General features: G+C 57.0%; 19 protein-coding genes. 13 read left to right on the plus strand and 6 right to left on the minus strand.

Annotation, left to right across the window (positions count from 1 at the left end; genetic code table 11):
* The first annotated feature begins 5 nt into the window (after positions 1–5).
* The 13 genes from HV346_RS21680 to acpT are packed head-to-tail and all read left to right on the plus strand — an operon-like array spanning position 6 to position 12,059.
* Positions 6–593, plus strand: a complete 588-nt coding sequence (locus tag HV346_RS21680; RefSeq protein WP_181621234.1) for a hypothetical protein — start codon at positions 6–8, stop codon at positions 591–593.
* Entirely contained in the window at positions 586–1,947 is a 1,362-nt protein-coding gene (locus tag HV346_RS21685; protein ID WP_181621235.1) for an acyl-CoA synthetase, read from the plus strand. Before HV346_RS21680 ends, HV346_RS21685 begins: the two co-directional genes overlap by 8 nt.
* A complete protein-coding gene (locus tag HV346_RS21690; protein WP_181621236.1) occupies positions 1,934–2,287 on the plus strand; it encodes a hydroxymyristoyl-ACP dehydratase in 354 nt (117 codons plus the stop codon). Before HV346_RS21685 ends, HV346_RS21690 begins: the two co-directional genes overlap by 14 nt.
* Positions 2,278–3,969: a glycosyltransferase family 2 protein gene (locus HV346_RS21695; RefSeq protein WP_181621237.1), complete on the plus strand. Its 1,692-nt coding sequence runs from the start codon at positions 2,278–2,280 to the stop codon at positions 3,967–3,969. Before HV346_RS21690 ends, HV346_RS21695 begins: the two co-directional genes overlap by 10 nt.
* A gap of 3 nt (positions 3,970–3,972) precedes the next feature.
* Positions 3,973–4,395 (plus strand): thioesterase family protein, encoded by a 423-nt coding sequence (locus HV346_RS21700; RefSeq protein WP_181621238.1) that lies wholly within the window; start codon positions 3,973–3,975, stop codon positions 4,393–4,395.
* Positions 4,392–4,997, plus strand: coding sequence for an outer membrane lipoprotein carrier protein LolA (locus HV346_RS21705; RefSeq protein ID WP_181621239.1), 606 nt, complete (start codon positions 4,392–4,394; stop codon positions 4,995–4,997). The genes HV346_RS21700 and HV346_RS21705 overlap by 4 nt, the downstream gene beginning before the upstream one ends.
* The gene (locus HV346_RS21710; protein WP_181621241.1) at positions 4,966–7,287 is read left to right on the plus strand and encodes an MMPL family transporter; all 2,322 of its coding nucleotides are present in this window, start codon (positions 4,966–4,968) and stop codon (positions 7,285–7,287) included. The genes HV346_RS21705 and HV346_RS21710 overlap by 32 nt, the downstream gene beginning before the upstream one ends.
* Positions 7,284–7,868, plus strand: coding sequence for a DUF3261 domain-containing protein (locus HV346_RS21715; RefSeq protein WP_181621242.1), 585 nt, complete (start codon positions 7,284–7,286; stop codon positions 7,866–7,868). The genes HV346_RS21710 and HV346_RS21715 overlap by 4 nt, the downstream gene beginning before the upstream one ends.
* A gap of 1 nt (position 7,869) precedes the next feature.
* Positions 7,870–9,039, plus strand: coding sequence for a beta-ketoacyl-[acyl-carrier-protein] synthase family protein (locus HV346_RS21720; RefSeq protein ID WP_181621243.1), 1,170 nt, complete (start codon positions 7,870–7,872; stop codon positions 9,037–9,039).
* The gene (locus HV346_RS21725) at positions 9,036–9,509 is read left to right on the plus strand and encodes a 3-hydroxy-fatty acyl-ACP dehydratase (RefSeq protein ID WP_181621244.1); all 474 of its coding nucleotides are present in this window, start codon (positions 9,036–9,038) and stop codon (positions 9,507–9,509) included. The genes HV346_RS21720 and HV346_RS21725 overlap by 4 nt, the downstream gene beginning before the upstream one ends.
* Positions 9,506–10,237, plus strand: coding sequence for a 3-ketoacyl-ACP reductase FabG2 (locus HV346_RS21730; protein WP_181621245.1), 732 nt, complete (start codon positions 9,506–9,508; stop codon positions 10,235–10,237). Before HV346_RS21725 ends, HV346_RS21730 begins: the two co-directional genes overlap by 4 nt.
* The gene (locus HV346_RS21735; RefSeq protein ID WP_181621246.1) at positions 10,234–11,463 is read left to right on the plus strand and encodes a beta-ketoacyl-ACP synthase; all 1,230 of its coding nucleotides are present in this window, start codon (positions 10,234–10,236) and stop codon (positions 11,461–11,463) included. The genes HV346_RS21730 and HV346_RS21735 overlap by 4 nt, the downstream gene beginning before the upstream one ends.
* Before the next feature lie 2 nt (positions 11,464–11,465).
* Positions 11,466–12,059, plus strand: a complete 594-nt coding sequence (gene acpT, locus HV346_RS21740) for a 4'-phosphopantetheinyl transferase AcpT (protein WP_181621247.1) — start codon at positions 11,466–11,468, stop codon at positions 12,057–12,059.
* Here the strand turns inward: acpT and arnF are convergent.
* From arnF to arnC, 6 genes are read right to left on the minus strand one after another with little or no spacing between them, the layout of a single operon-like run.
* Positions 12,016–12,420, minus strand: a complete 405-nt coding sequence (gene arnF, locus HV346_RS21745) for a 4-amino-4-deoxy-L-arabinose-phosphoundecaprenol flippase subunit ArnF (protein WP_181621249.1) — start codon at positions 12,418–12,420, stop codon at positions 12,016–12,018. The genes acpT and arnF overlap by 44 nt on opposite strands.
* The gene (gene arnE / locus HV346_RS21750; RefSeq protein WP_181621250.1) at positions 12,417–12,755 is read right to left on the minus strand and encodes a 4-amino-4-deoxy-L-arabinose-phosphoundecaprenol flippase subunit ArnE; all 339 of its coding nucleotides are present in this window, start codon (positions 12,753–12,755) and stop codon (positions 12,417–12,419) included. The genes arnF and arnE overlap by 4 nt, the downstream gene beginning before the upstream one ends.
* Positions 12,752–14,407, minus strand: coding sequence for a lipid IV(A) 4-amino-4-deoxy-L-arabinosyltransferase (arnT, locus tag HV346_RS21755; RefSeq protein WP_181621252.1), 1,656 nt, complete (start codon positions 14,405–14,407; stop codon positions 12,752–12,754). The genes arnE and arnT overlap by 4 nt, the downstream gene beginning before the upstream one ends.
* Positions 14,404–15,306: a 4-deoxy-4-formamido-L-arabinose-phosphoundecaprenol deformylase gene (arnD, locus tag HV346_RS21760; RefSeq protein WP_181621254.1), complete on the minus strand. Its 903-nt coding sequence runs from the start codon at positions 15,304–15,306 to the stop codon at positions 14,404–14,406. Before arnD ends, arnT begins: the two co-directional genes overlap by 4 nt.
* Positions 15,303–17,285, minus strand: a complete 1,983-nt coding sequence (gene arnA, locus HV346_RS21765) for a bifunctional UDP-4-amino-4-deoxy-L-arabinose formyltransferase/UDP-glucuronic acid oxidase ArnA (RefSeq protein WP_181621255.1) — start codon at positions 17,283–17,285, stop codon at positions 15,303–15,305. Before arnA ends, arnD begins: the two co-directional genes overlap by 4 nt.
* Positions 17,282–18,265: an undecaprenyl-phosphate 4-deoxy-4-formamido-L-arabinose transferase gene (gene arnC, locus HV346_RS21770; protein WP_181623852.1), complete on the minus strand. Its 984-nt coding sequence runs from the start codon at positions 18,263–18,265 to the stop codon at positions 17,282–17,284. Before arnC ends, arnA begins: the two co-directional genes overlap by 4 nt.
* Position 18,266 lies beyond the last annotated feature (1 nt).

Below are 18,266 nucleotides of genomic sequence, written 5' to 3' on the forward strand. Positions count from 1 at the left end.
AGATCGTGCGTGGTTCCCGGTCGTTTCCGGCGATCCCGCTGCTGACGGGTCTGATGCTGCTGGCGTGGCCATTCCTGATTGGTTTTGGCTTAACGCACAACAGTCTGCACTGGCTACTGCCGCTGATGGCGTTGTTGCTGGTCTGCCGGTTGAGACAAGCGAGACATAGCGTCGGACCGATGCGTTTTGTCATTCAGAGCGTTGCCCTGGCGGGTATTGCGCTCTGCGCGGCAAGCTATCTGCTGAAAGCACATCAGTGGCTACTGTTCTATCCGGTGGTCGTCAATGTTGTCATGCTGGCCGTTTTTGGGGGATCGCTGTGGACAGCGATGCCGCTGGTTGAACGGCTGGCGCGTCTGCGTGAGCCGAATTTGCCCCCGGAAGGCGTCCGCTATACCCGCAACGTCACTCGGGTCTGGTGCGGCTTTTTCATCATCAATGGCACTGTTGCCCTTTTTACGGTGCTAAAAGGTGATATACGGCTATGGACGTTGTGGAATGGCATGATTGCCTACGTTCTGATGGGGACGCTGATGGCAACAGAATGGCTGGTGCGCCAACGGGTGATACATAAAGAGAAGCGCAATGAATAACCCCCTTCCGCTAAGCCAGTGGCTCAATGCGCCACGCCCTGACGACACGCCGATTGCCTGGCTGGACGAACACACCTGGACACTCGGTCAGTTGCGCCACGACGTTACGTCACTAATGCAGACCTTGCGCCAGCAGGAAGGCGAACGGTGGGCACTGTGTTTTGAAAACAGCTACCTGTTTATCGTAGCGCTACTGGCGTCGCTGCATGCGGGAAAAACGCCGGTCATTCCAGGGCACTGCCGCGTGTCATTGCTGGAAGAGCAAAAAGCGTTGTTCAGCGGCGTGCTGAGCGATCAAGCGCTGGCATTCCAGGGACCACGAATTGTGGTCAATTCCGCGCGTTGCAATGTCACCGCCTTTACGCCACTTCCGGCGCTGGATGCCTCTTGCTGCGTGGAACTCTTTACCTCTGGCTCCACTGGCGCACCACGACGAATAACCAAACCCGTCTCAAGCCTGGATCGTGAAGCCAGCATGCTGGCTGCCCGCTTTGGCGAACGTCTGGCGGGTTGCCGCGTTGTTGCATCGGTGGTTCCCCAGCATCTGTACGGCCTCACGTTCCGCATCTTTTTGCCCATGACGTTAGGTTTGCCGCTGCATGCTGCCATGCTCTATTACGCAGAACAGCTCGCCGCGCTAAGCCACGATCATCGCTATATGTTTGTCAGTAGCCCTGCGTTTCTGAAGCGGCTCGATACGCAGCTCACACCGCCTCCGGTGGTCATGCTGCTCTCTGCGGGTGGTCTGTTACCGTGGGATGAGGTCTCTGCAACCCATCGCTGGCTGAATATCTGGCCAGATGAAATTTACGGCAGCACCGAAACCGGTATCCTCGCCTGGCGACATCGTCAGGAAGCGGCGATCGCCTGGCAGCCTTTCCCCGAGATCGCATTCCATGCCGAAGGTGAAACCTTCCGCGTAACGTCACCGTTGATCCACGAAGACGCCGGTCTGCTACTTGACGATATCCTGCACTTTGACGATAACGGCAGTTTCACGCTGGCGGGTCGCCGTGGGCGGGTGGTGAAAATCGAAGAGAAACGCATTTCACTCAATGAAATCGAACAGCGTTTGCTGGCGCTGGACGGCATTTGTGAAGCGGCTGCGCTGCCGGTAACACGCGGTGGGCGTCAGGGGATTGGCGTCTTACTGGTGCTGAATGATGACGCCCGTCAGCGTCTGCAACACCACGGAACCAAAGAACAAGAGTTCGCATGGCGTCGGGCCTTACTGCCATGGCTTGAGCCTGTCGCGGTTCCGCGCTACTGGCGCATCATTGATGAGATGCCAGTTAACAGTATGAATAAGCGTGTCTATGCGCAGTTACAGGAGTTATTTCATGAAAATTCATGAAATCGAGCGCCACCAGGCACAACCGCAACACCTTGAGATTGTGTTGCATCTCGATCCCGCGTTGTTTTGGTTCCAGGGGCACTTTGCCGTACAGCCACTGTTGCCAGGCGTCGCCCAGCTTGACTGGGTGATGCACTATGCCACCACACTGCTGGCCCCGGAACATCGTTTTCACAGTATTCAGAACGTGAAATTTCAGGCGCCCTTGCTCCCGGAGAGCACAGTAACCTTAGTGCTCGACTGGAACAGTGACCGCCAGATCCTCACCTTTAGCTATCAGCGCCACGACGGCGATGCACGCCATACTGCCAGCAGCGGGAAAATTCGCCTATGTCGTTGACTTTCCGCCCCTGCGTGATGATCCCCTGCTACAACCACGGCGCGATGATGGCGAGCGTTCTGGCACGCCTGCAGCCGTTCAACCTGCACTGCCTGGTGGTCGATGACGGCAGCGAGGAGAGCACACGCCTGGAGCTTGAACGTCTGGCACAAGAACAGCCGCAAATGACCCTGATTCGCCTGCCGCAAAATAGCGGTAAAGGCGTGGCGGTGATTCGGGGCCTGGAAGCGTGTGCTCGCGCAGGTTATACCCATGCGGTGCAGGTGGATGCCGACGGCCAGCACGCCATTGAAGATATTCCGCAGTTGCTGGCACTGGCTGAACGCCACCCAGAATCGCTGATCTCCGGCCAGCCTGTTTATGACGCGTCTATCCCCCGTTCACGTTTGTATGGACGCTGGATCACCCACGTCTGGGTGTGGATAGAAACGCTGTCGTTGCAGTTGAAGGACAGCATGTGCGGTTTTCGTGTCTACCCCGTCGTGCCCACGCTGCAACTGGCGCAACGTGTGCCGCTCGGCAAGCGGATGGATTTTGATACCGAAGTGATGGTGCGTCTCTACTGGCAGGGCAATACCAGCTATTTTCTGCCAACCCGCGTCACCTATCCACTCGACGGCTTGTCGCATTTTGATGCCCTGAAGGACAACGTGCGTATCTCATTGATGCATACCCGCCTGTTCTTCGGCATGTTGCCGCGCATTCCGTCGCTGCTTTTGCGCCGTCGCAGCCAACACTGGGCAAAACAGCAGGAAGTGAACGGTTTGTGGGGCATGCGCCTGATGCTGCGCGTCTGGCAACACCTTGGACGTAACGCCTTTACCCTGCTGTTATGGCCGGTGATTGCGGTGTACTGGCTCACCGCTCGTCCGGCGCGACAAGCATCCCAGCAGTGGATCCGCCGCGTAAAACAGAGGCTGGCACAACAGCACATGCCTGTGCCACCGCGCCTGAACAGCTTTTTCCACTTCATGCGTTTCGGCAATGCCATGCTGGATAAAGTCGCTAGCTGGCGCGGCGAGCTGAAAATGAACCGGGATGTGGTATTCGCCCCCGGCGCACAGGAGGCTCTCGACATCGACGCGCCACAGGGAAAACTGCTGCTGGCATCTCATCTCGGTGATGTCGAGGCCTGCCGGGCGCTGGCGCAGCTTGATGGCAGTAAAACCATTAATGCCTTGGTATTCAGCGAAAACGCCCAGCGTTTTAAACAAATCATGGAAGAGATGGCCCCACAGGCCGGGCTTCATCTGATGCCTGTCACCGATATCGGGCCAGAAACGGCCATCGCCATTAAAGAAAAACTCGAACGGGGAGAGTGGATCGCCATCGTCGGTGATCGTATCGCCGTCAACCCACAACGCGGTGGCGACTGGCGCGTAGTGTGGAGTACGTTTATGGGCCAGCCCGCCCCTTTCCCGCAGGGGCCGTTTATTCTGGCCGCTATTCTGCGCTGCCCGGTGCTGTTGATTTACGCCCTGCGTCAGCAGGACAAGTTGCACATTCACTGCGAACGTTTTGCCGACCCGCTGATACTGCCGCGCGGCGAGCGTCAGCAAGCACTACAGCACACCGTCGAGCGCTACGCGCAACGGCTTGAACATTACGCCCTGATGTCGCCGCTCGACTGGTTTAATTTTTTCGATTTCTGGCGTCTGCCGGATGCCAAAAACAAGGAGTAAAGGGTGCTGACCGATCCCCGTTTTACGACGGAAGTAGAGCTGACCGTACCGTTTCACGACGTCGATATGATGGGCGTGGTCTGGCATGGTAACTATTTCCGCTATTTTGAGATTGCCCGCGAGGCACTGCTTAATCAGTTTGATTATGGCTATCGCCAGATGAAAGCCTCTGGCTATGTCTGGCCTGTGGTGGATACGCGAGTGAAATACCGCGATGCCGTCACCTTCGAGCAACGTATCCGTGTGCGAGCCCATATTGAAGAGTTCGAAAACCGTCTGCGCATCGCGTACCAGATTTTCGATGCAAAAACCGGAAAACGCACCACGACGGGTTACACCATTCAGGTTGCTGTTGAGGAGACAAGCCGTGAGATGTGTTTCGTCAGCCCGGCGATCCTCTTTGAACGTATGGGAGTGACGCCATGAAGTGGCTACCGTTACTGGCCCTGCTGGTCAGCCCGTTCGTCAGCGCGGTCACGCTTGATGAGCTTCAGCAACGCTTTACCGGGCAGCCTGTCGTGCGGGCGCATTTCGAGCAGGTGCGCACTATCAAAGACATGCCGCAGCCGTTGCGCTCCCAGGGCGAGATGCTGATTGCCCGCGACAATGGGCTTCTGTGGGATCAAAAAGCCCCTTTCCCGATGACATTGTTGCTGGACGACAAACGGATGGTGCAAGCGATCAACGGTCAACCCCCCCAGACCATCACCGCCGACAACAACCCGCAGATGTTCCAGTTCAACCATCTGCTGCGTGCCCTGTTCCAGGCGGATCGCCGCGTGCTGGAAGAGAATTTCCGCATTGATTTTAAAGATCTCGGTGCGGGTCGCTGGTCACTGGTATTAACACCAACCACGACGCCACTGGACAAGATTTTTGCCAACATGGAGCTGGGGGGGGCAACCTACCTGGAATCCATCCGCCTGAACGATAAACAGGGCGATCGCACCGATATTGCCCTTTCACGCCACCAACTGACGCCCGCCAGCCTGACCCATGACGAACGCCAACGCTTTGCCGCACCGTAACACGCTGCGCCCGGCACTGCTGTGGGCCGCGGTATGTCTGGTTCTGCTGGGCGTGCTGCTGTCCCTGCTGCCTGGCGCCCGGCTCAACAGTAGCGTGTTGGCCATGCTGCCGAAACAGACGCTGGGGGCGATCCCTCCGGCGCTCAACGACGGCTTTATGCAGCGTCTCGATAAACAGCTGGTCTGGCTGGTTAGCCCAGGGAAAGAGCCCAACCCACAGGTCGCACAGCAGTGGCTGACGTTGCTGCAAGGCACACCATCCCTGAGTACGGTAAAAGGCCCGATGGACGCCGCCGGGCAAAAAGCCTGGGGCGAATTTTTCTGGCAACACCGCAATGGACTGATCGACAGCGCAACGCGCGCACGCTTACAGAATGGTGGCGACGCGCAGGCACAGTGGATTTTGTCCCAGCTCTACTCCGCGTTCTCCGGCGTGAGCGGCAAAGAGCTGCAAAACGATCCGTTGATGCTGATGCGCGGCTCACAGCTTTCACTGGCGCAAAACAGCCAGAAACTGAGGCTGATGGACGGCTGGCTGGTCACTAAAGATGACGCCGGAAATTACTGGTATCTGCTGCACGGCGAGCTGGCAGGGTCGTCGTTTGATATGCAGCAAACGCACCAGCTGGTGACAACGCTGCATGACCTGGAAAGCACGCTCAAATCCCGTTACCCGCAGGCACAGCTGTTATCACGCGGAACGGTCTTTTACAGCGATTACGCCAGCCAGCAGGCAAAACGCGATATTTCCACGCTCGGTGTCGCGACCATCATCGGGGTGATCCTGCTGATTGTGGCGGTATTCCGCTCTCTGCGCCCTTTAGCCTTGTGCCTGATATCTATCGCCATTGGTGCGCTGGCCGGTACAGTCGTCACCCTGCTGCTGTTTGGTGAACTGCATCTGATGACCCTGGTGATGAGTATGAGCATCATCGGCATCTCGGCAGATTACACACTCTACTACCTGACTGAGCGCATGGTACACGGCAGTCAGGATTCGCCGTGGCAAAGCCTGGCCAAGGTTCGCAATGCCCTGCTGCTGGCACTACTCACCACGGTTGCCGCGTATTTGATTATGATGCTTGCGCCCTTCCCTGGCATCCGCCAGATGGCGGTCTTTGCTGCCGTGGGGCTGAGCGCCTCGTGCCTGACGGTCATTTTCTGGCATCCGTGGCTGTGCCGTGGCCTGCCGGTTCGTCCGGTTCCGGCTATGGTTCTGATGCTTCGTTGGCTGGCCGCGTGGCGGCGCAATAAGAAACTGTCGGTCGGCCTGCCGGTCGCACTGGCGTTGGTTTCCGTCGTCGGCATAGCGTCTCTGCGCGTGGATGACGATATCGCCCAGCTTCAGGCGCTACCGCAGGACATCCTGGCGCAGGAAAAAATCATTACCGCCCTGACCGGACAAAGCGTCGATCAGAAATGGTTCGTGGTTTACGGTGCATCCGCTCAGCAGGCGCTCGAGCGGCTTGAAGCGTTTACCCCGGCATTGGAGCAGGCGAAAAAAACCGGGGAGCTAACGGCATACCGCACGGTCCCACTGAACTCGCTGACACGGCAAGAAAGCGATCTGGGTTTACTGCGTCAGGCCGCCCCTGCCGTTGCCCACGTCCTGCAAAACGCCGGATTGAGCAGCGTCTCACCTGACCTGCGACCGATGCCCGTCAACGTGGATGACTGGCTTGCCAGCCCGGCAAGCGAAGGCTGGCGTCTGCTGTGGCTGACGCTGCCTGACGGGCAAAGCGGCGTGCTGGTTCCGGTCGATGGTGCAAAACACAGTGCGCCCCTCAACGCCCTGGCAGCCGCACATCCCGGTGTGGTATGGGTCGATCGTAAAAGCAGCTTCGACAGCCTGTTTGCACTCTACCGTGCGGTGCTGACCGGATTACTGCTGGTTGCCCTGGCGGTCATTGCCTGCGGTGCGATGTTGCGCCTTGGCTGGCGTAAAGGCTTGATAAGCCTGGTTCCTTCCGTCTTGTCATTGGGCTGCGGCCTGGCGGCGCTGGCGGCCACGGGCCATCCGGTTAACCTGTTCTCATTGCTGGCACTGGTCCTGGTGCTGGGTATCGGTATCAATTACACGCTGTTTTTCAGCAACCCGCGCGGCACGCCGTTAACGTCGATGCTCGCCATCACGTTGGCTATGATGACCACGCTTTTGACCCTCGGGATGCTGGTGTTTAGCGCGACGCAGGCGATCGGCAGCTTTGGCATTGTGTTGGTCAGCGGCATCTTTACCGCTTTCCTGCTGGCCCCACTCGCCATGCCCGCCAAAAGAGAGAGAAAACGATGACGACCCCTTTTTTCCGCGCTGCGGCGCTGGTTGCGACTCTGCTGCTGGCGGGATGTAGCCACTCAACAAACACAACAGAGGGTAATCGTCCTCAGGCCTGGTTACAGCCTGGCACGAAAGTGACGCTGCCCGCACCGGGCATTACTCCTGCGGTGAGTTCACAGCAGTTGCTGACCGGCAGCTTCAACGGGCAAACCCAGTCACTGCTGGTGATGCTCAATGCCGATGCACACAAAGTGACGCTCGCCGGACTCTCTTCGGTGGGTATTCGCCTGTTCCTCGCCACCTATGATGAGACCGGCATTCACACCGAGCAGTCCATCATCGTGCCGCAACTGCCGCCAGCCAGTCAGGTCCTGGCAGACGTAATGCTTAGCCACTGGCCGCTGAGCGCCTGGCAGCCGCAATTGCCGAAGGGCTGGACACTCCGGGACATCGGTGACAAACGCGAATTGCGCAATGCCAGCGGCAAACTGGTGACGGAGATCGTCTACCTGCAACGTAAAGGCAAGCGCGAGCCGATCAGCATCGAGCAGCACGTCTTTAAATACCACATCACCATTCAATATCTGGGTGACTGAGATGATCTACATTTCTGCTGTTGGCATGGTCAACGCGCTGGGGAATTCGGCGGATGAGATTGCCACGAATCTGACGCAAGGCGTTTCACCTGGAATGCGCAGCCGAGCAGGCTGGTTGCAGGGACATTCTGATGCCATATTCGGTGGCGTTGAGGGTGAACTCCCGGCTATTCCGGATAGCATGGCCGCTCATCGCACCCGCAACAATCAGCTGTTACTGGCTGCACTGGCGCAAATCCAGCCCGCCGTGGATGAGGCGATTGCCCGCGTAGGCCGCGATCGCATCGCGGTTGTGTTGGGTACAAGCACCTCAGGGCTGGACGAAGGCGACCGGCACGTGAGCCTGGTCTCGAACGGGCAGGAGAGCCCTCACTGGCATTATCCGCAGCAGGAACTGGGCGATCCTTCACGTTTTCTGGCGAACTGGCTTACCCTGGAAGGCCCGGCCTATACCCTTTCAACCGCCTGTTCATCAAGCGCACGGGCCATGATCAGCGGTCGTCGACTGATTGAAGCAGGGCTTGTGGATATCGCTATCGTGGGCGGAGCCGATACTCTGAGCCGAATGCCGGTTAATGGGTTTAACAGCCTCGAATCCCTCTCCGTTACCTTGTGTGAGCCGTTCGGTCGTGACCGACGCGGCATTACCATTGGCGAAGGGGCGGCTCTGATGATTCTGACCCGTGAGCCGCAGCCTGTTGCCCTGCTGGGGACGGGCGAATCGAGTGACGCTTACCATATTTCAGCGCCACATCCCCAGGGGGAAGGTGCTATTCGCGCCATCACTCAGGCACTGCGTGAGGCCGGCCTGCAAGCCCATGACGTTGGCTATATCAACCTGCATGGAACCGCGACACCACTCAACGATCACATTGAGTCGCAGGTGGTGCATACCCTCTTCGGAGCGGATGTGCCGTGCAGCTCAACCAAACACCTGACCGGCCATACGCTTGGTGCAGCAGGCATAACGGAAGCGGCCCTGAGCTGGTTGATCCTGACGCGTGAACTGCCGTTGCCGCCACAGGATTTCAGCCGCTATGATCCAGACCCGGCACTGCCGCCGTGCGGCGTGCTTCATCAACCAACGGCACTGCAAAAGGCCGTGATTTTGTCTAATTCGTTCGCATTTGGCGGCAATAATGCCAGCATCCTGCTGGGGAGAGTGTCATGAGTTATCTGCCCCCCGTCGACTATCTGCCCCACGACGCCCCCATGCTGCTGCTGGGATCCGTCGAGAAAGTCACAGACGAAAGCGCGGTCTGCTGCGTCAGCGTTAACAACACTGGCGTCCTCGCGCCCTTCCTCACGGCCAATGGCGACCTGCCTGGCTGGTATGCGCTTGAGCTTATGGCGCAGACCGTGGGGGTATGGTCCGGCTGGCATCGTCAGCAACAGGGACAAAGCCAAAGCGCGCTGGGTATGGTGCTCGGCGCGCGCGAACTGATCTGTGCTACAGGTCGGTTTCCCGCAGATTCGACGCTGACGATCACCGTCAAACTGCTGATGCAGGATGCACGGTTTGGCAGCTTCGAATGTGCCATTACATCGGGTGAGGAGACGCTGGCAACGGGCCGCGTAAATACTTTCCAGCCCACCCAGGAAGAACTCGCTACGTTATTTAATCAGGGATCTATCGCATGAGTCGTTCCGTTCTGGTCACCGGAGCCAGTAAAGGCATTGGACGTGCCATCGCCCAACAGCTTGCGGCTGATGGGTTCATTGTCGGCGTGCACTATCACCGCGATGCCACAGGCGCACAGAACACACTGGATGCCATACAGCAGGCGGGAGGCAGTGGTCGTTTGCTCACCTTTGACGTGGGTAACCGCGAACAGTGCCGTGAGATACTGGAACAGGATATGGACACTCACGGCGCGTGGTATGGTGTCGTCAGCAATGCCGGGATCACCCGCGACGGTGCATTTCCGGCACTCAGTGAAGATGACTGGGACAGCGTTATCCATACCAACCTCGACAGTTTTTACAACGTCATCCACCCCTGCATTATGCCCATGATCGGCATGCGCAAGGGGGGACGTATTATTACCTTATCGTCGGTTTCTGGCGTGATGGGCAACCGTGGTCAGGTGAACTATAGCGCAGCAAAAGCAGGGATTATCGGTGCGACAAAGGCGCTGGCGATTGAGCTGGCGAAGCGCAAAATCACCGTCAACTGCATTGCGCCTGGGCTGATTGATACCGGCATGATCGAGATGGAAGAAGCCGCACTGAAAGAGGCGATGTCCATCATCCCAATGAAACGTATGGGCCAGGCCGACGAAGTGGCTGGTCTTGCCAGCTATCTGATGTCTGATATCGCGGGCTATGTTACCCGCCAGGTCATTTCCATTAATGGAGGAATGTTATGACGCGTCGTGTGGTCATTACCGGAATGGGCGGCGTCACCGCCTTTGGAGAAGACTGGCAATCCGTTTCCGCGCGGCTGCTCGCCTACGAAAACGCCGTACGTAAAATGCCGGAATGGCAGGTGTACGATGGTCTTCATACGCTGCTCGGCGCGCCGATCGATGATTTTACCCTGCCGGAGCACTACACCCGCAAACGCATCCGCGCCATGGGCCGCGTCTCACTGATGTCGACCCGAGCCACCGAGCGCGCACTGGAACAAGCCGGATTGATTGGCGACCCGGTGCTGACCAACGGGCAAACCGGGATTGCTTACGGTTCGTCAACAGGAAGTACCGGCCCGGTTAGCGAATTCGCCACCATGTTGACCGAAAAGCACACCAATAACATCACAGGCACAACCTACGTGCAGATGATGCCACACACCACCGCGGTGAATACCGGTCTGTTCTTCGGCCTGCGTGGGCGGGTGATCCCCACCTCCAGCGCCTGTACTTCCGGTAGCCAGGCCATTGGTTATGCGTGGGAAGCCATTCGTCACGGTTATCAGACCGTGATGGTGGCCGGCGGCGCGGAAGAGCTTTGCCCGTCAGAAGCCGCCGTATTTGACACCCTGTTCGCCACCAGCCAGCGCAATGATGCGCCGAAAACGACCCCGTCACCGTTTGATACTGAGCGTGATGGTCTGGTTATCGGAGAGGGTGCTGGTACGCTGATTCTGGAAGAGTTGGAACATGCGAAAGCCCGCGGCGCAACGATCTACGGTGAAATTGTGGGCTTTGCCACCAACTGCGATGCCGCGCATATCACGCAACCGCAGCGAGAAACCATGCAGATTTGTATGGAGCAATCTCTGGCAATGGCAAGCTTAAGTGCCAGAGACATGGGTTACATCTCCGCACACGGTACAGCCACCGATCGCGGCGATATCGCCGAGAGTCAGGCCACCGCCGCCATCTATGGTGATAGCGTGCCTATCTCCTCATTGAAAAGCTATTTTGGGCATACGCTGGGGGCGTGTGGCGCACTGGAAGCCTGGATGAGCTTGCAGATGATGCGGGAAGGATGGTTCGCCCCAACGCTCAATTTACGACAACCTGATGAGCAATGCGGCGCATTAGATTATATTATGGGAGAAGCACGCCAGATTGATTGCGAGTATCTGCAAAGCAATAACTTCGCCTTCGGTGGCATCAATACCTCCATAATCATCAAACGCTGGGCGTAACTATGTACCAGTTTATACTGGGAAAAATCTCCACCCTGAGCGCGGACCCTCTGGCGTCTGCGCTTAAACATACGGCCCCTCAGGGCGTCCGGAACGCGTCCTGGCTTGCAGGCCGGGCGCTGCTCGCCCATGCGTTATCCCCCTCTCCGTTACCGGAAATCGTCTTTGGCGATCAGGGGAAACCCACTTTTGCAGATGACCATCCGCTGTGGTTTAACCTGAGCCACAGTGGAGATGATATTGCCCTGCTGCTCAGCGATGAAGGCGAAGTGGGCTGTGATATCGAAGTGATTCGCCCGCGAGAAAACTGGCAGGCGCTGGCCAATGCCGTGTTCAGCGTGGCAGAACATCATGAACTGGAACGTGAAGAGCCAGAGGCAAAACTCTCGGCATTCTGGCGTATCTGGACGCGCAAAGAGGCCATCGTGAAACAGCGTGGCGGCAGTGCCTGGCAGATTGTCAGCATCGACAGTACAGCGCAGACACATTCAGTCAGTCAATTGCGGTTCGGTACTCTGAGCCTTGCCGTTTGCACCCCGACGCCCTTTCAACTCACGGCGGAGTCGGTTTCTCTCCACGAGGGATCACAGGCCTGAAAATCACCAGTACGCCCAGGACAATAAAGGCGACGCCCACAAGTCCGTGCCAGGAAAAACGGTCTTCCCAGCCAGGCAGCAAAATAGCCGCGCCCCACACCAGGATGTAGCTGAGGCTCAGTAAGGCATACGCTTTACTGAGTACCATGCGGTGAAGTGCCAGATACCAGCAGCCCATCGAGGCGACATACCCCATCAGCCCCAGTATCAGTGAACCTGCACCCGGTGCGAGATGCCAAAGTGCCGGGATAAAACGGGTAATCTCCCCCACCGGCGGCAATGTCATCATGGCATAACGCAGCAACAGCTGCGCAACGCTGACCAGCAGCACGCTGCACAATGCCCAGAACACGCCTTTCACAGGCTTCCTCCCAGCAAAATAATCCCGACCATAATGAACCCCACACCCAGCCAGTGATGTGGGGCAATCTTCTCGCGCCAGAACGCCTTAGCCGCCAGCGTCACCCAGACAAAGTTCAGACTCAGCATCGGGTAGGCAATCCCGACTGGCAGATGTTGCAATACCACCAGCCAGACCAGCATACCGCTGCCCAGAGCCAGTAACGCCAGGCCCAGCCATAACACGATATGCGTTCCGCGCCGCCCGGCTTTCGCCGGACGGGTCGCTTGCTTCTGGCATAACTGCCCTGCACAACTCAGCAAACTGGCCAGTACCAGCCAGAACCAGATCATCATTGTGGCAGGTACTGCAGGTAGGCCAGACGTCCCTGAATGTACAGGTTATCCGGCTTTGGCAGATTAGCGCGTTCAAGATCGCTATTCTTCGACAGTAAGATCACAAGAGAGATACGCCCCTCCTGACGATGTTCAGCCAGCCATTGCGCGAAATCCTCTTTACCCACAAAGCGGCCTGTCACATCCGGGTAATCCAGCCCGTATCTCAGCTCACCGCTTTGACCAAAGAGCGTAATGTCATTGCGTTTCAACTCCCACGCCAGACCCGACGCAACACCAACATTGTTTGCCAGTACATATCGGCTGTCCTGCAACGGCTCACGTACCGTATCCACCAGCGACTGCGGCTGCTTAGAATCCACCACCAGGTTCGGTATGGCAAAACCGATCAACAGCACCAGACCAAGCGGACAAAGAGCTGCCAGCCACCAACGCTGCTGGCTTTTGTAGAGCGTAAACCATCCCACGGCCGCCCAGATGAGGAAGGCAACGACGGCACAGAAAACCTTATACAGCTCGACGGACGTCCAGACGGGATGTTTGGTGAGTCCCCACGGGGAGACAACCAGCGCAGCAACCACACCCACTACGCCAAAGGCCAGGTTTATCCAGCCGTTGACGCGCAAAACCCTGGCACTTTTCTCCATCACTGTGCAGGCATAACGTGCCATCAGGATCGCCAGTGGCGCAAAACACGGCAGGATATAGGTTGGCAACTTGCCTTTCGCAATGCTAAAGAACAGCAGAGGCATGACAATCCAGCCTAATAAATACAGCCCGCTTGCCGTGTCTTGCCGGTCTCGCCACCCCAGACGTAATGCGCCAGGCAATAACGCCAGCCATGGCAGGCTTCCTGCAATCAGGAATGGCAGGTAATACCAGAACGGCGCTTTATGTTGAGCATCGCTCTGGGCAAAACGCTGAATATGTTCCACCCAGAAGAAATAGCGCCAGAAATCCGGTTCACGATGAGCAATCGCCAGCGCCCAGGGCAGGACGATAAGAATACAGCTGAGTATCGCCAGCCAGCCGAACAGCAGCACCTCTTTCCAGCGTTTCTGTACAAAGACCCACGGCAGTACACCAATGACCGGAACGGCTAACGCGAGAAAGCCTTTGGTCATCACCCCCATACCGCAAGCTAACCCTAACAGCAGATATCCAGCGACCTTCCCCCCCGTGGTTTTAGCCTGTGCGGCAAACCAGAAGCTGCACATGGCGGCCACCAGCCAGAGAGTAATGATCGGGTCCAGCACAGCATACGTACCTATGCCATACACCAGGAACAGGGTTAAAAAGATGACGCCGGAGAACAGCGCCACCCGCTTATCACGCCAGATCCGCCAGGCCAGCCACATCACCATCAGCGCAGTCAGCCCCGTGGAGAATATCGCTCCAGCGCGTACCGCAAAATTGGTGTGACCAAACAGTAACTGGCCGATGCTGTTGATCCAGTATCCGGCAATCGGTTTTTCAAAATAGCGTAACCCCAGAAAATGCGGGACGACCCAGTCTCCGGATGCCAGCATTTCACGGCTGATTTCCGCATAACGCGTCTCATCAGGCTGCCACAACAGACGGAAATCCACCGCCAAAAGGTAATAAATGACAAACAGTGCGAAAAGCGCAAAGCCATAACGGGCTGCTTTCATGATACCGGGCTCATGGTTTGTTGATAGCCAAGCCAGCCTTCCCGGCCAGCCATTTCATTACGAACAATTTTTCCAATGGGTAACGTACTGAGATCGTCAGGCAGTAGCTCGCTTAAGGGGCAAAACTGAATACCTTCCTGAGCGGCCATCGTCAGCAGTGCGTCGAAATCCTTCCGGTAGGCGATACCTTCCACTTCGGCATGAATGGTGTAGACCGGCGTACCGGCGTCACGATGGATACAGTCCAGAATGTAACGGTTAAACCCTTCAGCGCTCACCTCGCGCCCGACCACCTCATCCCAGGTGGGAAGCGTGACCGGGATCTGCACCGTACCAACCCGGTTTTCACCCAACTGCGGTAAAAACGGCCCCGTACCGCGGCAGTCGCTATTGTAGTGAAACGCAAAAGGCTCTTTGGCCCGCACCACGCGTTGATCCGCACGCCAGCCAGCCACAGCCGAACACCGCACCGGTTGACGAATAATCGCTTCCAGCTCCAGCATTCCCCGCTCCACTTCGCGCGTTAAACGAGGGATCTCCCAGACACCCGCCCAGGCTTGCCAGGCATGGTGATCCCAGGCGTGTAGACCCACTTCGTGGACGCGCGCCGCTTCGCGGATAACCTCTTCGTTACCTGCGCCGATGCGCCTGCCAGGCCAGGCTGTGCCCGCCAGCAAGATATCCCAGCCATAGAGGGAAGCTGCGCGTGAGCGCAGCATTTTGAACAGAAATGCCGGTTTAACCAGACGCCATAAATGGCGTCCCATGTTGTCAGGCCCAACGCTAAAGAAAATACTGGCCCGCACGTCATGCTGACTCAGCGACGCCAGTAATCCAGGCACGCCATCGCGCGTGCCCCGAAAGGTGTCAACATCAATGCGTAAACCGACTTTTTTCATGATACCTGTTCCGACAGCTCCACAGTGCGCAGGAAGAAATCGAGCGTTTCGTCGATGGTCTGTTCCATCTTCACTTCTGGCGTCCAGTTCAGGCAGCGCTTCGCATTGCGGATGCTTGGCTTACGGTGCTCAACGTCCTGATAACCTTTGCCGTAGTAGCTGCTACTCTCCACTTCACGGAAGCCCGCGAACGGAGGGAACTGATCGCGCAGAGGATGACGTTCAAAGCTTGCCAGCAGCATTTCTGCCAACTCACGGATACTGGCTTCGTTTTCCGGGTTACCAATGTTAATGATTTCCCCATTGCAGCGGCCATCTTTGTTCTCAATGATGCGGAACAGCGCTTCAATACCGTCACTGATGTCGGTGAAGCAGCGTTTTTGCTTCCCGCCTTCAATCAGCTTGATCGGGGAACCTTCAACCAGGTTCAGGATCAGCTGTGTGATTGCACGTGAACTACCGATACGCGCAGCGTTCAGGTTATCCAGACGCGGTCCCATCCAGTTAAACGGACGGAACAGCGTAAAGCGAAGACCTTCTTTTTCGCCATAGGCCCAAATCACGCGGTCCAGAAGCTGTTTGGAAACCGAGTAGATCCAGCGCTGTTTGTTGATCGGCCCTACCACCAGGTTAGACGTATCTTCATCGAAATTCTTATCGGTACACATACCGTAAACTTCAGAGGTTGACGGGAAGATAATGCGCTTATCGTATTTCACGCAGTCACGGATGATCTTCAGGTTCTCTTCGAAGTCCAGCTCAAACACGCGCAGCGGGTTACGGGTGTACTCGATCGGCGTCGCAATCGCCACCAGCGGCAGAACCACGTCGCATTTTTTAATGTGGTATTCGATCCATTCGGAATGGATGCTGATATCTCCTTCAACGAAATGGAAACGCGGGTTGTCCAGGAAACGGCTGATCGCATCAGAACCGATATCCAGGCCATAGATTTCGTAGTTGTCGTCCTTGAGCAGACGCTCGGTCAGGTGGTTACCGATAAAGCCGTTAACGCCCAGAATCAGAACGCGCGTGCGACGTTTGATCGCCACAACCGGAGCACTCGTTATCAGTGCGCCCGCAACCAGACCCAGCGACTGCGCCAGTTGCGTACCCTGAACGTAAACACCGTTGTCTGTCTGGCCGGTAATGATTTCCAGCGCCTGTTCACCACAGCTGACAATCAGCGGTGAAACGGAGACGACAGTGCCAGGTTTTGCCACCGGAATGTCATCACGCACGCGGGATTTCCAGACGATAAATTTGCTCACACCAGCAAAGCTGTATGCGCCTGGCCACGGATCGGTGACGGCACGCACCAGATTGTGCAACTGACGTGCAGGCTTGTTCCAGTCCAGACGACCGTCTTCAGGTGCACGGCGGCCAAAGCAGCTCGCCTTACTTTCATCCTGAGCCGTTTCTGAGAAAGCGCCCTGACGAATCGCAGGCAGAACATCGCGCAGCACGTTTTGCGCCGCACCACACAATTTGTGATGCAGCTGTAATGCGGTTTCATCGGCATCAATCGCCACGCTCTGCTGCGCCACAATACCGCCTGCATCAGCGCGGCGTACCATACGGTGCAATGTTACGCCCGTTTCCGTTTCACCATTAACCAGCACCCAGTTCAGCGGTGCACGACCACGATAGGCTGGCAGCATAGAGCCGTGCAGATTGAACGCGCCTTTGGTGGCCAGGCTTAAGATCTCGTCGTTCAACAGATTGCGGTAGTAGAAGGAGAAAATCACATCGGGGGCGAGATCCCGAATACGCTCTACCCACAGCGGGTGGTTTACATCATCCGGGGCATAAACCGGGATACCACGCTCTGCGGCAATACGGGCCACAGAACTGAAGAAATGGTTTTCACCGGCAGTGTCCGGATGAGTGAAGATCGCAGCAATATCATAGCCCGCGTCCAGCAGGGCCAGTGTGCCCGTGCACCCCATATCGTGATAGGCAAATACAACAGCTTTCATGGGTGAATTTCCTCTTGAGACGCTTTGTGTTCCTGACGGACAACACGTTGAATAAAATAGCGCGGACGTGCGCGAACATCGTTATAGATACGGCCAATGTACTCACCGAGCAGCCCCATACCGACAAACTGGGCCCCGATGAACATGAACAGAACGGCAAACAGCATGAAGACCCCTTCCGCCGCCCACTGTGGACCGAAGACCAGTCGCAACACCACCAGCAGAACGGAAAGCGTAAATCCGGCCAGCGCAATGATGCTGCCGAAGACGCTCAGCAAGCGCAGGGGGGTGGTGGTCAGGCAGGTGATCAGGTCATACATCAGGTTGATCAGACGCATAAAGCTGTACTTCGACTCCCCGTGTTCACGCTCGGCGTGCAGAACCGGGATCTCCGTAGCTTTACGGGCAAAGGTGTTCGCCAGAATAGGAATGAAGGTGCTGCGTTCGTGGCAGTGCAGCATCGCATCAACAATATGGCGACGGTAGGCGCGCAGCATGCAGCCATAGTCGCCCATCGCTTTACCCGTGGTGCGCTGGATGAGACGGTTAATGGTGCGCGACGCCAGCTTGCGGAACAAACTGTCCTGGCGGTTTTGGCGCACTGTACCGACGACGTCATAACCTTCATCGGCTTTAGCCACCAGACGCGGGATCTCTTCTGGCGGGTTTTGCAGATCGGCGTCCAGGGTGATGATCAAATCACCCGTAACGTGGCTGAAACCCGCCATGATGGCGGAATGCTGGCCGTAGTTACGGTTAAGCAACACGGCAACGATATGGCTACCTTCGACCTGTGCTGCTTCAGTGAGCATCAGGGCTGAGTTATCGCTACTGCCATCATCAACCAGCAAAATTTCATAGGCTTTACCCATGGTTTCACAGGCCGCTGTCGTACGGCGAATCAGTTCGGGCAAGCTCTCTTGCTCGTTGTACACCGGAATAACCACGGAGACTTTTTGTACGGGCGGGGCGCTAAACATA

The organism is Enterobacter sp. RHBSTW-00994 (assembly GCF_013782625.1).
In the GTDB taxonomy this organism is placed as follows: domain Bacteria; phylum Pseudomonadota; class Gammaproteobacteria; order Enterobacterales; family Enterobacteriaceae; genus Enterobacter.

Bases quoted from the DNA above. Each gene is read 5' to 3' on its own strand.
- acpT (WP_181621247.1), top strand. From the start codon at position 11,466: ATGTACCAGTTTATACTGGGAAAAATCTCCACCCTGAGCGCGGACCCT.
- arnC (WP_181623852.1), bottom strand. From the start codon at position 18,265: ATGTTTAGCGCCCCGCCCGTACAAAAAGTCTCCGTGGTTATTCCGGTG.
- arnD (WP_181621254.1), bottom strand. From the start codon at position 15,306: ATGAAAAAAGTCGGTTTACGCATTGATGTTGACACCTTTCGGGGCACG.
- HV346_RS21730 (WP_181621245.1), top strand. From the start codon at position 9,506: ATGAGTCGTTCCGTTCTGGTCACCGGAGCCAGTAAAGGCATTGGACGT.
- HV346_RS21710 (WP_181621241.1), top strand. From the start codon at position 4,966: ATGACGAACGCCAACGCTTTGCCGCACCGTAACACGCTGCGCCCGGCA.
- arnA (WP_181621255.1), bottom strand. From the start codon at position 17,285: ATGAAAGCTGTTGTATTTGCCTATCACGATATGGGGTGCACGGGCACA.
- HV346_RS21735 (WP_181621246.1), top strand. From the start codon at position 10,234: ATGACGCGTCGTGTGGTCATTACCGGAATGGGCGGCGTCACCGCCTTT.
- HV346_RS21705 (WP_181621239.1), top strand. From the start codon at position 4,392: ATGAAGTGGCTACCGTTACTGGCCCTGCTGGTCAGCCCGTTCGTCAGC.
- arnE (WP_181621250.1), bottom strand. From the start codon at position 12,755: ATGATGATCTGGTTCTGGCTGGTACTGGCCAGTTTGCTGAGTTGTGCA.
- arnT (WP_181621252.1), bottom strand. From the start codon at position 14,407: ATGAAAGCAGCCCGTTATGGCTTTGCGCTTTTCGCACTGTTTGTCATT.
- HV346_RS21725 (WP_181621244.1), top strand. From the start codon at position 9,036: ATGAGTTATCTGCCCCCCGTCGACTATCTGCCCCACGACGCCCCCATG.
- HV346_RS21715 (WP_181621242.1), top strand. From the start codon at position 7,284: ATGACGACCCCTTTTTTCCGCGCTGCGGCGCTGGTTGCGACTCTGCTG.
- HV346_RS21695 (WP_181621237.1), top strand. From the start codon at position 2,278: ATGTCGTTGACTTTCCGCCCCTGCGTGATGATCCCCTGCTACAACCAC.
- HV346_RS21720 (WP_181621243.1), top strand. From the start codon at position 7,870: ATGATCTACATTTCTGCTGTTGGCATGGTCAACGCGCTGGGGAATTCG.
- HV346_RS21690 (WP_181621236.1), top strand. From the start codon at position 1,934: ATGAAAATTCATGAAATCGAGCGCCACCAGGCACAACCGCAACACCTT.
- HV346_RS21685 (WP_181621235.1), top strand. From the start codon at position 586: ATGAATAACCCCCTTCCGCTAAGCCAGTGGCTCAATGCGCCACGCCCT.